The following is a 13779-nucleotide window of genomic DNA, read 5'->3' on the forward strand; positions in this document are numbered from 1 at the left end:
ATGGCAGGCAGTCGGTACGGCCAGCATCCCAGCCGGCACCACCAAAAGATCTCCAGCGACCCGTCCGAATCAGCCGGCGCACCGCCGCGCACACAGCCTCGCGAAGCGCCACCCGTGTGGAGAGTCCCGCAGGCCAGTCCCGACCGAACGAGCGAAGGCCACACCCCACCAACGATCAACGAACACAGCGCTGCGCCCCAGGACCGAGGCGCCGCTCTGGAGCTCCGCTGGCTGCACTAGGTCCACGTCGGCGTCTAATCCACGTCATCGCCCAAGAGGGTGTTCAGGAGGCGGATGGCGCCGCGCTTGTGCAGAGGTTCGTTGCCGTTGCCGCACTTGGGGGACTGGATGCACGAGGGACAACCACGTTCGCACTCGCAGGAGGCGATGGCCTCGCGCGTCGCCGTCAACCAGTCGGCCGCGCGCGCGAACCCGCGCTCGGCGAAGCCCGCACCCCCCTCGTGCCCGTCGTACACGAACACCGTGAGCAGACCCGTGTCCGCGTGCAACTCGGTGGAGACGCCGCCGATGTCCCAGCGGTCGCAGGTGGCGAAGAGGGGCAGCAGGCCGATGGAGGCGTGCTCGGCGGCATGGGCGGCCCCGCCGAGGTCGATGCCCTCCTCGGCGAGCGGCACCAGTACGGAGGCGGGAAGCGTCCACCAGACGGCCCGGGTGCGGAGAGTGCGCGGCGGGAGGTCGAGGGGCTCGTCGCCGAGCATCTCGCCCGACTGGAGACGTCGTTTGAGGTACGAGACGACCTGGCGGGTCACCTCGACCTCGCCGAAGTGCAGCTCGCCCCGTCCCAGAGCTTGCGATCGAAGGGAGGACAGCACGGAGATGTCGGTGACATCCCGGGCGAACGTCGCATAGTCCGGCTCGCTGCTGCTGACCAGAGCCACCCCGGCTTCCAGATCGAGTTCTTCGACCAGAAAGGTCTCGCCTTGGTGCAGATACACAGCGCCCGTGTGGACCGTCGTATGCGCCGACGGTTCGTCCACGCTGCCCAGGAGCCGGCCGGTGGACGCCTCGACCACCTGAATCGGAGCGCCGCCCGCACCTCTGATGTCGGCGAGGTCGGTGGCCCTCTCCCGCCGGGTCCAGAACCAGCCCGCGGGACGCCGCCGCAGCAGCCCCTGGGCCACCAGGTCGTCGAGGAGTTCCGGGGCCGTGGGCCCGAAGGTGGCCAGGTCGTCCTCGGTCAGCGGGATCTCCGCGGCGGCCGCGCAGAGATGCGGGCCCAGGACGTACGGGTTGTCCGGGTCGAGCACGATGGCCTCGACGGGCCGGCCGAACAGCGCCTCCGGATGGTGCACCAGGTAGGTGTCGAGAGGGTCGTCGCGAGCGATGAGGACAGCCAGCGCGTCCTGACCGTCCCGACCGGCCCGCCCGGCCTGCTGCCAGAGCGATGCCCGGGTGCCGGGCCAGCCGGCGATCAGCACGGCGTCCAACCCGGAGACGTCGACGCCCAGCTCAAGGGCGTTCGTCGTGGCCAGGCCCATGAGAGAGCCGGAGCGAAGCGCCTTCTCCAACTCCCGGCGGTCTTCGGCGAGATAACCGGCACGGTAGGCGGCGACCCTGCCCGGAAGCTCGGTCGCGTCGGTGATGTCGCCTGTGAGTTCCGCCGGGTCGGTGACTCTGTCCGGGAGTTCGGTCGTGTCGGTGACTCCGCTTGGGACATCCGCTGCGTGGGTGACTCTGCCTGGGGCGTCCACCGCGTTGGCGACTCTGTCCGGGAGTTCGGTCGTGTCGGTGACTCCGCTTGGGACATCCGCTGCGTGGGTGACTCTGCCTGGGGCGTCCACCGCGTTGGTGACTCTGTCCGGGAGTTCGGTCGTGTCGGTGACTCCGCCTGGGACATCCGCTGCGTCGGAGACCCTGCCCGGAGCATCCGCCGCGTCGGCGACTATGCCCGGGAGTTCTGCCGCGTCGGCGACGTCCCTGGCCGAGGCACCGGCCGAAGCACCGAGCGAAGCCTTGGGCGAAGCGCCGGGCGACGTCCGCGAGTCGGTTGCCGACGAGTTGGCCGTGGTGGCGACGCCCTCCGTACGTCCCGCGGACGGCTCGACCGCGGGCGAGAGCGGGCTGGAGTCATCCTCTGATGATCGCCGGCCCGGCAACCCGTTCAGATGGAAGTGAGGATCAAGGAGGTCATGGTGGCCAAGGAGTTGTGGTGGGGCGGCTGCCTCTCGGTGGCCGTTGGAACCGGAGGAGCGAAGGCCGTGGCGGCCGGTGGAGAGGGAGAAGGCGACGTCGGCGAGCTTGGCGCGGGCGGACAGGGCGACCGTCTCGGCGCCGCGGCGCGAGCGGACGAAGGCCAGTGTGCGGACGTCGGCCAGTACCAGGTCCGCCAGCAGGTCGGCAGCCTCGGCCGTCGCCGTGCGGCGCACCGGGGCACCACCCTCGCCGCGCAGCTCCGTCAGAGGCGGTTCCCACAGCGCGAACGTGGTCGCGCCCTTGGGGGAGGCGTCCACTGTCACCTCGTCCATCTCCAGCCCCGTCAGCCGCCGCGCGAACGCCCCCGGCTCGCTGGCCGTCGCCGAGGCCAGCATGAACACCGGACCAGAGCCGTACCGGGCGCAGATCCGGCGCAGGCGGCGCAGGATCTGCGCCACGTGCGAGCCGAACACCCCTCGGTAGTTGTGGCACTCGTCCACCACCACGAGGCGAAGCCGACGGAAGAACGACGACCACTGCGAGTGCCGGGGAAGGATGCTCCGATGCAGCATGTCGGGGTTCGTGAGGACGTAGTTGGCGTGCTGGCGCACCCACGTCCGTTCCTCGAACGGTGTGTCACCGTCGAACGTCGCCGCCCGCACCTGCGCGATGCGCAGTTCGCGCAGCCCGCGGAACTGGTCGGCGGCCAGCGCCTTGGTCGGCGTCAGATAGAGAACGGTGCCGCCGTCGAGACACGAGGTCACCGCCGGAGTCAGGTACGCCAGCGACTTGCCCGAGGCCGTACCCGTGGAAATGATCACGTTTCGGCCACGATAGGCCAGGTCGGCGGCTTCGTACTGATGGGGCCACATGCCGGTGATGCCGCGGTTCGCCAAGCGCGTAACCAGGAGTTCCGGTGCCCAGTTCGGCCATCCCGCTTGACCGGCTTGACGTGCTGGAACATGCTCCACATGGGTGACACGCTCGTGACGTGCGGGAACGCCGAGCAGGTGCCGCAGGAGTGGACCTGGCCGGTGTGGGGAGGAAGCGGTGGAAGTCACTGTTTCCAGTCTGCATCCGTGGGCAAAGTCGTCGGGAATCGTGATTTCGTGTAGACACAAGCGAGACGCATGGTTGAATGCCGCGCGTCAGGGTCGGTCGGCCGGGGGCTATGCTCCGGACGACCAGGCTCATAAGGGTACTTTCGCAGGCGAGGCGCTGGAGGATCTGTGGATCTGAAGTTGGATCACCGCACCGAAGACGGACTCACCATCGTCGAGGTCGAGGGTGAGATCGATGTCTACACCGCGCCGAGATTGCGTGAGCTCCTCATCGATCTGGTGAACAAGGGTAACTTCCACCTTCTCGTCAACATGGAGAAGGTTGACTTCCTGGACTCGACCGGCCTGGGCGTGCTGGTCGGGGGGCTCAAGCGGGTTCGGGCGCACGACGGCTCGCTGGAGCTGGTCTGCACGCAGGAGCGTATCCTCAAGATCTTCCGGATCACCGGTCTGACGAAGGTCTTCGGGATCTACGCTTCCGTCGACGAAGCCAAGGAAGCTCACGGCAAAGACAAGTAGTCATGGCCACTGTCGAGCTGACGTTCAGTGCCCTCCCCGCGCATGTGCGGACCGCCCGGCTGGTGGCCACGGCGATCGCCCGACGCACGGGCGTGGAGGAGTCGCTGCTGGACGAGGTCAGGCTCGCCGTGGGTGAAGCGTGCTCTCGGGCGGTGGAGGCCCACCGCGCCCACTGCCCGGGCGAGCCCATCCGCATCGAGCTGCGTGACGACTCCGGACGTTTCGAAGTAACGGTAAGCGACCAGGCCCCCAGCGACGAGATCAAGCCGGAGCAACCCCTGGATCTTGGGATGCTCTCCGACCCGTTCGCGACGGGTTTCGGCATCGCGGTCATCGCGGGCCTGGCTGACGATGTCGAGGTATTTCCCAGTCCCAAGGGCATGCGCATCCGCATGAGCTGGCCTGCCGCCCCCAACGGCCGCCTTCCCGTGTAGATCCCCGTAGATCCTTTTCTGGTGCTTCACGTGGTTACGTGTGCCCTGTGCTTCACGTGGTTATGTGACGCTTGGTGTTTCCCGTGGGCACCGGCACTCATCATGCGGTGCCCACGTGACCGCCTCTCCGTAGTGACGGCTGGTGGCCGATAAGGCCGGTGTGGCGGTTGGTGAGGCCGTGTGGCGGTCGGTCCCCTGTCGCTGGCATTGCGTGGTCGTGGTTGACGCCGGCCGAGAACGAGGCTTGTCAGCGTTCGGCGTGGGGATGGCTCGCGGGCTTCATGGTTCCTGGCGGGCGGGTCGCTTGCGGGATTCATGATTCCTGGCGTGCGGATGGCTGCAGGCCCCACGGTGCCTGGCGTGCGGATGGCTCGGACCATCCGGTCTTCGGGGTGTAGGAGGCGCCGGTATATGTGCCTCCGCGTCGTCTGGCGCCTCACCTGGGGTGGGTGGATACCCCTGGGTGATGAACTTGGGTATGTGTCAGGCTGGGCCGCCTTCCTCACTCCCTTCTTGCGAGCGTTCTGCGGGCGGCCTGCGGGCCGTGTGGGCGTGCACGCGCCTTGACGGGGTGTTCGGGGCTGGGCGGGGCGGTGTAGGGCGAAGCGGGCGCTTGCGCGGCGACTGGCGTCTGGAGCCGCAGGCCGGCTTTGTCGTGGGGACGCTGGTGGGCGGGCGCTGGCGGGCGCTGGCGGGCGTTGGCGGGTGCTGGCGGGCCGGCTGGGCTGGCTTGGTGGGTTCAGGGGCTTTGGGTTGGTCCGGGTCTCGTGCGCCGGCCGCCGTACAAGTGCCCGTCAGCCCAGCACCGCGCGAGCCAGCTCGTACGGCCCAGCACGGTGGGCCCCATCCGCCGACCGGGGCTGGGCCCTGTCCAGGGCCACGCTCCTCCAGCGGCGCAGGCCGAGCGCCGTGACGTGCGCACCCGGGCCCATGGCTTCCGTTTCGCGGGAGAGGAGGCGGCCACCTCTGGCTTGGCCGAAGGCGTGCACCAGACCGGTGGGCCGACGAGACAGAGGATCGAGCCCGGCGAGACGGGGAACCGAGCCGGTGGGGTCCATACAGGTCAGGTCGATCGATACAGGCTGAGCTACATAGGTGGGTCGATGTGGTCAAGTGCAGCTGAGGCGCGTGACTCGGGGCGTTGCCGGCTGCGTTGGGATCGCCGGCCGAGGTGGACACTCCGGAGGTCGATTTGTCGCCTCAGGACAGCCGCTCCCCGGGGCTGGATCGCTTCTCTGCAATGACTCGGCTCTTAGAGGTCAGATCGTCTACCAGAGCCGGGACTTCCTTCGAAGGCGTTGATGGCCTGCCGCGCCGGACTCTCTCTCAGGGCGCGCATCGCTCGCCAGGGCTGGACTCTCTCTCCGGGCGCGCATCGCCCGCCAGGGCTGGATTGTCTCCAGGGCGTCAATCGCCTGCCAGGCTCGCACCACCTGTTCCCGGGCGTGGAGAGCCAGCGAGGGTCGTACCTCCTCCTTTCGGGGCGTGGAGAGCCGGATCCGGTCGTACCTTCTGATCCAGAGGTGGAGTGTCGGCCAGGGTCGTGCTTCTCCAGGGCATGGCGAGCTGTAAGAGCCGTACTTCCTGCCGGAGCGTGGAAGGTCTCCGGAGGTTGAACGCCTTTTGTGATCTTGTCGTCAGGGCAAGTTTGATCTTCTCACCAAGTTCAATGATCTAGAACGGGCTGACCTATTGGCCGGGTTTGAGTCAGCCGTTCGGTTGATGTTGATCTTTCTACCGGATCGAACTCCCGGGCGAAAGTAACCGTAACTCTGCATGCCCATGCAATCCGGAATGGCGCGCCTACGGAAAGGAGGCTCGGAGAGGTCTGCGACGCCGGAAGGCCTTCGTGGGGCTGACATGCCGCTGGGCGGCTCAGTGGGTAGTGCTGGCGGAATGGCTAGAGGAGCAGGGCGTTGCCAGGAGATCTTGAAGGCAGAGCACGCAGCGGCGGGGTAAGGAGGCGGTCGGGGCTGGAGGGTCTTTCGGGCGTGTCGTTATCGCTTGTTGTCAGGGCCGTAAACTGGCGGAAATTTGCCGTGTAAGTTCCCAAATCGCCCCCCCGTCAGGGGTTTACTGGACGCGCGCACAATTAACCGGCTGCAGAGCCTTCATATCCTGGCAGACGCTGCGTAGACTCCCGGCACCGGCCAAGGTGATCCGGCGGAACTGCGGACTCAACCGGAAGCGGCACCCACAACCCGGATGGTGCCGCACCCGCCAGCCGATGTTCGCAGCACCGCCCGGGCAGGACGACCGGTCTTGCCGAGGAGAACCCGATGTTTAGGCACGTGCTGGCCGCTGAGCCAGCGTCCAATCTGGCCCTGAACGGTAACAATCTCACCATCGTGATCGTGGTCGCCGCGGTCGCACTGATCGCCCTTGCCGTCGCCGGCGGCCTGGTGCGCGAAGTGCTGCGCGCCGACCAGGGCACCGAGCGCATGCAGAACATCGCCCGGGCCGTGCAGGAGGGCGCCGCCGCCTACCTGACGCGGCAGTTCCGCACGTTGGCGATCTTCGTCGTCGTGATTCCCTTCCTGCTGCTCCTGCTGCCGGGCGAGACCGATGTGCGCATCGGCCGCTCCATCTTCTTCGTGGTCGGTGCGGTGTTCTCCGCGCTGACCGGGTTCATGGGGATGTGGCTGGCCGTGCGCGGCAACGTGCGCGTGGCCGCCGCGGCCCGCGACACCGGCGAGAAGCGCGCCATGCGCATCGCCTTCCGCACCGGCGGCGTCGCCGGCATGTTCACCGTCGGCCTCGGCCTGCTGGGCGCCGCGGTCGTCGTGTTCCTGTACCAGGGCGACGCGCCGGGCGTGCTCGAAGGCTTCGGCTTCGGCGCGGCGCTGCTCGCGATGTTCATGCGTGTCGGCGGCGGCATCTTCACCAAGGCCGCCGACGTCGGCGCCGACCTGGTCGGCAAGGTCGAACAGGGCATCCCTGAGGACGACCCGCGCAACGCCGCGACCATCGCCGACAACGTGGGCGACAACGTCGGCGACTGCGCCGGCATGGCCGCCGACCTGTTCGAGTCGTACGCGGTCATGCTGGTGGCCAGCCTGATCCTGGGCAAGGTCGCGTTCGGCGAGCAGGGCCTGATCTTCCCGCTCATCGTCCCGATGATCGGCGTGGTCACCGCCATCATCGGCATCTTCGTGACCGGTCTGCGCGACCGCGACCGCAGCGGCATGTCCGCCATCAACCGCAGCTTCTTCATCTCCGCCGCCATCTCGGCGGTGCTCGTCGCGGCCGCCGCGTTCTGGTACCTGCCGGACAGCTTCAGCGGCCTGAGCGGCTCGGCCGTGAAGTCCGACGCGGACCCGCGGCTGATCGCCATCGGCGCGGTGCTCATCGGCCTGGTCCTGGCCAGCGCCATCCAGCTGCTGACCGGCTACTTCACCGAGACCAACCGCCGCCCGGTACGCGAGATCGGCGAGAGCTCGGCCACCGGCCCCGCGACCGTCATCCTCGCCGGCATCAGCGTCGGCCTGGAGTCGGCCGTCTACTCCGCGCTGATCATCGCGGGCGCGGTCTACGGCGCGTTCCTGCTGGGCTTCGGGAACGTGACGATCGCGCTGTTCGCGGTGGCGCTGGCCGGCACCGGCCTGCTCACCACGGTCGGCGTCATCGTGTCCATGGACACCTTCGGCCCGGTCTCCGACAACGCCCAGGGCATCGCCGAGATGTCCGGCGACGTCGAGGGCGAGGGCGCGCGGGTGCTGACCAGCCTCGACGCCGTCGGCAACACCACCAAGGCCATCACCAAGGGCATCGCGATCGCCACGGCCGTGCTCGCGGCGACCGCGCTGTTCGGCGCGTTCCGCACGGCGGTGGAGTCGCAGCTCGCGCAGACGTCGTCGTTCAGCCTCAGCATCGACCAGCCGAACGTGCTGGTCGGCCTGGTGGTCGGCGCGGCAGTGGTGTTCCTCTTCTCCGGCCTGGCGATCATGGCGGTCGGACGGGCCGCGATGCGCGTGGTCTTCGAGGTGCGCGACCAGTTCCGCAACAAGCCGGGCATCATGGACGGTTCCGAGAAGCCCGAGTACGGACGGGTCGTCGACATCTGCACCCGTGACTCGCTGCGCGAGCTGGCCACGCCCGGCCTGCTGGCGGTCATGACGCCGATCGCGGTGGGCTTCGCCTTCGGGTACGCACCGCTGGGCGCGTTCCTGGCCGGCGCGATCGCCTGCGGCACGCTGATGGCGGTGTTCCTGGCCAACTCCGGTGGCGCCTGGGACAACGCGAAGAAGCTGGTCGAGGACGGCCACCACGGCGGCAAGGGCTCCGAGGCCCACGCCGCGACCGTCATCGGCGACACGGTGGGCGACCCGTTCAAGGACACCGCCGGTCCGGCCATCAACCCGCTGATCAAGGTGATGAACCTCGTCGCTCTGCTGGTGGCGCCGGCGGTCGTGCTGTATGCGAGCAACGCCGCGCTGCGGGTCGGGGTCACGGTGTTCGCGCTGGCGGTGGTGGTCGGGGCCATCGTGGTCTCCAAGCGCCGTTCGGCGACCAGCGAACCGGCCAACAACCACAAGCGGGAGCAGACCCCGGTCGCGTCGTAGGGGGCGGGGTCGATCGCGTCCTGCCTTCTGGGTCCGTCTTCTGGTCCTGGTTTCTGGTCCTGTTTCTGATCCTTGGCTGTGCTGGCCTGGTGATCGGGGGCGTTTGGTTCTGGTGGGTCGCGTCGTATGAGGCGTCCGTCCTTTCCGGTGATGCCGGGAAGGGCGGGCGCTTTCGTGTTGCCGGCCTTGGGGGAGGCTGCGGCATCTCCGGGGCCGGCCTCTCACGCGGGCTGGTGTCTCGCGGGTTTGCGACTCACGGAGAAGGGCGGGTGCTTCAAGGTTTCAGGGCTCCGGGGTGCCCAGGGGGAAGGTGGTCGGTCCCGTACGGGACACCTGAACCCCTCGGTGGGAAACTGTGCGGATGAACGACAAGCGGCCGACCGGTGGAAAGACGCTGGCCTTCATCCTGCTCGCCATGCTGGTCATCCTGGCGGCGATCGTGGCGCTGGCCATGTGGGCGTCGAGGGGGGTGTGACGAGGTGCCGACGCTGATCGTGCTCCGCCATGCCAAGGCCGCGCAGGTGCCCGGGTTGAGCGATCGCGAGCGGCCCCTGACCGAGCGGGGCGAGCGTGACGCCGGGCGGGCCGGTGACGAGCTGCGGGCCATGGGGCTCGTGCCCGACCTGATCCTGTGCTCGCCGGCCGAGCGCACCAGGCGCACCGCCGAGCTGGCCTTCCCGGACGCCGAGGTGAGCTACGAGCGCGACATCTACGAGGCATACCCGGACGAACTGCTGGAGCTGATCAGGCGCACCGACCCCGAGGTCGGCACGCTCGTCCTGTGCGGGCACAACCCGGGGGTCCACGAGCTGGCGCTCGGCTTGACGGGCGGCGAGTACGGATTCCGGCCGGGGTCGTTCGCGGTGATCCGGACGGGATCGTCCTGGGTAGACCTGTCCCCAGGGGAGGGACACCTGGTCACGCGCTGGGATCCCAAGGAACACTGACCAGGGGCGACACGCATGCGGGGGGCCGCCAGAGCGTTGCGCGTGGGGTTCGCGCTGCCGGCGCGGCCTCCGTGGGGGTACGGGCTGCTCTGCGGGGTGGCCGTGTCGGCTCCGCTGTTCGCCGGAGTGACGGCCGGGGTGCCGCACGGGGGCGCGTTCGTGGCGCTCGGGGCGTATCTGACTGCTTTCGGCGACGTGTACGGCAAGCCGTACGCGCAGCGCGCCTGGAACCTCGTCGTCAAGCTGGTGCTGGTGCCGGCGGGGATGGCACTGGGGATGCTGCTCGGGCCGTACCCGTGGTGGGCGGCCGTGGTGATCGGTCTGGTGGCGGCGGCGGCCCGGTGGCGGATCGTCGGGACGCCGCCCGCGATCGCGGCGGTCCTCGGCTTCTACCTGCACGCGCCGGTCGGGCCGTCGGGGCCGTGGGAGATGGCGCTGGGCGGGGTGTGGTTCACCGTCCTCGCGCTGGCGCCGTGGCCGGTTCGGCGGCTGGACCCGCTGCACGAGGCGCTGAGCGGGGCACGGGAGTCGCTGGCGTCGATGCTCGACGGCGTCGACCTGGACGACGAGGGGTGGGGGAAGCGCCGGGAGCGCGCGTCGAAGGCGCTGGAGGCGGCGGGCACGGCGTCGGCGGCCTTCCACGCCGGTGAGGACAACACTCGATCGGCCGACGCGTACGTGCGGACGCTTGTCCGCGTCTTCGTGGAGACGGTCACGCTGCGTGGGCTGCGCGCGCAGGTGGCGGAGGAGGACCGCCGCAGGCGCGACCCGGGCATGCGCGGGCGGGGGGAAGCGGGTCGGCGCGGAGGAGATGGAGATGAGGTCGCTCAGGGTCCACAGCTCCGGCGCCGTGGGGGTGCTCAGGGCCCGGGGAGTGCCCAGGGTCCAATCGGTGCTTCGGGTCCGGAGGGTGCTCGCGGCTCTGGGGGTGCTGAAGGCGCTGGGGGTGCTCAAGGTCCTGGGGGTGCTCAAGGTCCTGCGGGTGAATATCGCCACGGAGACGACGACGTCGCGCGGGCGCTGCCGGACGTGGCTCGCGGCGGGGGCGAAAGCGCGAGCGGCGAGGTCGCGCCTCGTCTGAGGGGCCAGGAGCGCGGGGCGGGAGACGAGGTCGAGCCTCCTTCGGCGGACCGTGATCACCTGGCGGGTGGCGAGGGCGCGCCTTCTCCGGACGATGGCCACGATCGCCTGGCGGGCGGCGAGGGTGTGCGGGGGGTGGGGGAGGATCGTCGCGGGGGTGTAGAGGTCGCGCCTTCTCTGGGGGAGCAGGACCGCCGTGGGGGTGGCGCGGCGTCTGCTCTGGAGGACCACGATCGCCGCGCGGGTGACCAGGTCGTACGCGCCCTGGCGGTGGGGGACGGCTGCGGGATCGACGAGGTCGTCCGGGCTCTTACCGTGGCGCTGCGCACCAAGACGCCGGAGGACGTGGAGGCGGCGCTGGCCGCGGCGGCGGCCTTCGGGGAGTACGTGGGGGAGCAGCGGGCGGGGGTTCGGGCCGATCCGGCGTCGCTGCGGCGGATCGCGGTGCTGGGCCAGGCGCGGCGCTGCCTCGACCGGATCGTGGTGGGGGTGCGCGGGGTCGGGGTGTTCGCGGCGCGGGGGATCAGGGTGCCGGCCGTGGTTCCGCGGGCCTGGCGGCCGGTGGTGTGGCGGCCGTTCTGGCGGGGCGGCCACGGCTGGTGGCGGCCGGCGCGGCTGCGGAGGGCGTGGCGGCGGGCGGTCCGTTCGCCTCGGCGGGCGTGGCGGGCGTTGCAGGCCGGCGGCGCGGCCGAGCATCTGGGACGGCTGGGCATCGCCGTGACCGTGGCGATGATGCTCATGATCGGCACGCACGAGGTGTACGGCAAGTGGTTCGTGATCACCGTGATGCTGGCCCTGCGGTCGACGTACGGCGACACGGTGGAGCGGGTGGTGCTGCGGGTGGCGGGCACCGTGCTCGGCGCGGCCGTGGCCGCGGTGATCCTGGCGGCCGTCCCGGGGCCGTACACGATCGCGGCGACCGTGCTCGGGTTCGCCACGGTGGGGTACGCGCTGCGCGAGGTGAGCTACGGCTACTGGATGGTGTTCGCGACGCCGCTGGCCATGATGCTCGCCGACTTCTCCACCCCGCTCGACTGGCGGGCGGCCGGGGCCCGGCTGCTGCTGACGGCCGGCGGCGGCCTGCTGGCGCTGGCGGCGGCGCGGCTGCTGTGGCCGCGCAGCGAGGGCGGACGGCTGCGCACCCGTACCGCGGAACTGCTGGAGCAGCACGGGACGCTGGTCGGCGCGGTGGCCGAGCGCGATCTCGACGCCGTGCTCGTACACGCGGACGCGGCGGGGCAGGCCGCCGACGCGCTCACCGCGTCCCTGGACAAACTGGGCAAGGAGCCGGGTGGGCGGGTGCCGCCGGAGTTGCGGGAGGCGGTCACGGCGGCCCGCAGGTTGAGGGACGACGCGCTGGCGGTGGCGTCCGTGCTGCGCGGCTCGGAGGTGGGCTCGGACGCCACGGTCGCCGTGCTGGACGCGGTGGCGGACCGGCTGGCGGCCGTGGCCGAGACCGTGCGCAGCGGCGAGCCGCCTCCCGAGGCGGACGAGCTGGAGGAACGGCTCGCCGAGCTGGCCGGCGAGGTCAAGTCGATCATCAAGGAGGCGGTGGCCAAAGAGGCCGCCAGGGCGGAGGCATCCCGCGCGGCGTCTGAGGAAGCGGCCTCCAAGGGGTCCCCGGAAGCGTCCGGTGAAGCGGCCGCGGCGCCCGCCCACGCCGTCGACACCTCCGCGGTGCGCCGTCAGCTCCGGCTGACCGTGACGGCGCACCCCGCGCTGCGTTCGCTGTGCTCCGACGCCCTCGAACTGGCCCGCGAGGCCGCCGCCCCCCTGGGCCGGCGGGTCAGCGGGTGAGCGCGGTGTCCTCGGCGTCGGCCGCCTCGACCTCGTCCCGGGAGATGCCGAGCAGGTAGAGGATCGAGTCGAGGTACGGCGTGTTGACGGTGGTGTCGGCCGCCTGCCGCAGCACCGGCTTGGCGTTGAAGGCGATGCCCAGCCCGGCGGCGGCGATCATGTCGAGGTCGTTGGCGCCGTCGCCGATGGCCACGGTCTGGCTGATCGGCAGCCCCGCCTCCCTGGCGAAGCGTTCGAGCGCCCGCGCCTTGCCCGGCCGGTCGACGATCTCGCCCACGACCCGGCCGGTGAGCCGCCCGTCGATGATCTCCAGGACGTTGGCCGCGGAGTAGTCGATGCCGAGGTCCTCGACGAGCGCGTCGGTGATCTGGGTGAAGCCGCCGCTGACGATGGCGAAGCGGTAGTCGAGCCGCTTGAGCGTGCGGACGAGGGTGCGCGCGCCGGGTGTGAGCACGACCTCCTGGCGCACCCGCTCCAGCACGTCGGCCGGCAGCCCTTCGAGCAGGGCGACCCGGCGGCGCAGCGACTCGGCGAAGTCCAGCTCGCCGCGCATGGCCTCCTCGGTGACCCGGGCGACCTCGTCCAGGCAGCCGGCGTGCGCCGCGAGCAGCTCGATGACCTCGCCCTGGATGAGCGTCGAGTCGACGTCCATGACGACGAGCCGCTTGGCCCGCCGGGACAGGCCGGTGCGCTGCACGGCCACGTCCACCTGCTGGGCCGCCGCCTCGGCGGCGAGCTGCACGCGCAGCGCGTCGGGGTCGGCTCCGGAGACCGACAGCTCGATGCAGGTGACGGGCCACTGGGCGAGGCGCTCGATGCGGTCGATGTTGGCGCCCGCGGCGGCGATGCGGCCGGCGATGCCGGCGATCGCGGCGGGCTGGAGCGTGGCGCCGAGGACGCTGACCGACAGCCGGCCGCGGCGGCGCTTCTCCTTGGCCAGGGAGCCGGTGGAGAGCTCCACCTCCATGCCGAGGTCCTCGGCCACGCGCTCCACGGAGGTCCACAGGGCCCCGAGGGTGGTGCCCGTGCCGGTGGACGGGCCGCCGGCGTAGGCGACGAGCACGCCGAGGGTGAGCCGCCCCCGGATGACGACCTGCTCGATGTCGGAGACGGTCACCGGGAAGCCCGACAGGACGGAGAAGAGCCGGGAGGTGACGCCGGGCCGGTCAGGGCCGTTGAGAGTGATCAGGAGGGTCCGCTGGTCCACATCCAGTCACGCTACTGT

7 protein-coding genes are annotated in these 13779 nt (G+C 70.4%); 5 read left to right on the forward strand and 2 right to left on the reverse strand.

What is annotated here, in order from left to right; all coding sequences use genetic code 11:
* Positions 1–254: 254 nt before the first annotated feature.
* On the reverse strand, positions 255–3125 hold the full coding sequence (locus HT134_RS46205) for a DEAD/DEAH box helicase (protein ID WP_512698719.1): 2871 nt from the start codon (positions 3123–3125) through the stop codon (positions 255–257).
* Between the two features lie 258 nt (positions 3126–3383).
* Here HT134_RS46205 and HT134_RS32210 point away from each other — a divergent pair, with 258 nt between their 5' ends.
* The 5 genes from HT134_RS32210 to HT134_RS47850 all read left to right on the forward strand — a co-directional run bounded on the left by HT134_RS32210 (position 3384) and on the right by HT134_RS47850 (position 12554).
* Positions 3384–3734, forward strand: coding sequence for an STAS domain-containing protein (locus tag HT134_RS32210; RefSeq protein WP_101786510.1), 351 nt, complete (start codon positions 3384–3386; stop codon positions 3732–3734).
* Between the two features lie 2 nt (positions 3735–3736).
* Positions 3737–4168, forward strand: a complete 432-nt coding sequence (locus HT134_RS32215; RefSeq protein ID WP_175591042.1) for an ATP-binding protein — start codon at positions 3737–3739, stop codon at positions 4166–4168.
* A gap of 2279 nt (positions 4169–6447) precedes the next feature.
* Entirely contained in the window at positions 6448–8730 is a 2283-nt protein-coding gene (locus HT134_RS32220; RefSeq protein ID WP_175604254.1) for a sodium-translocating pyrophosphatase, read from the forward strand.
* A 479-nt stretch (positions 8731–9209) separates the two neighbouring features.
* Complete coding sequence (locus HT134_RS32225) at positions 9210–9677, forward strand: SixA phosphatase family protein (protein ID WP_312888612.1); 468 nt, start codon at positions 9210–9212, stop codon at positions 9675–9677.
* Positions 9678–9719: 42 nt separating this feature from the next.
* Complete coding sequence (locus HT134_RS47850) at positions 9720–12554, forward strand: FUSC family protein (protein ID WP_175604255.1); 2835 nt, start codon at positions 9720–9722, stop codon at positions 12552–12554.
* Here HT134_RS47850 and serB read toward each other — a convergent pair.
* Entirely contained in the window at positions 12544–13761 is a 1218-nt protein-coding gene (serB, locus tag HT134_RS32235; protein ID WP_175604256.1) for a phosphoserine phosphatase SerB, read from the reverse strand. The two genes, HT134_RS47850 and serB, sit on opposite strands and share 11 nt — an antisense overlap.
* Positions 13762–13779 lie beyond the last annotated feature (18 nt).

The organism is Nonomuraea rhodomycinica (assembly GCF_013363995.1).
Classification (GTDB): Bacteria; Actinomycetota; Actinomycetes; order Streptosporangiales; family Streptosporangiaceae; genus Nonomuraea; species Nonomuraea rhodomycinica.

Bases quoted from the DNA above. Each gene is read 5' to 3' on its own strand.
- HT134_RS32215 (WP_175591042.1), top strand. From the start codon at position 3,737: ATGGCCACTGTCGAGCTGACGTTCAGTGCCCTCCCCGCGCATGTGCGG.
- HT134_RS32220 (WP_175604254.1), top strand. From the start codon at position 6,448: ATGTTTAGGCACGTGCTGGCCGCTGAGCCAGCGTCCAATCTGGCCCTG.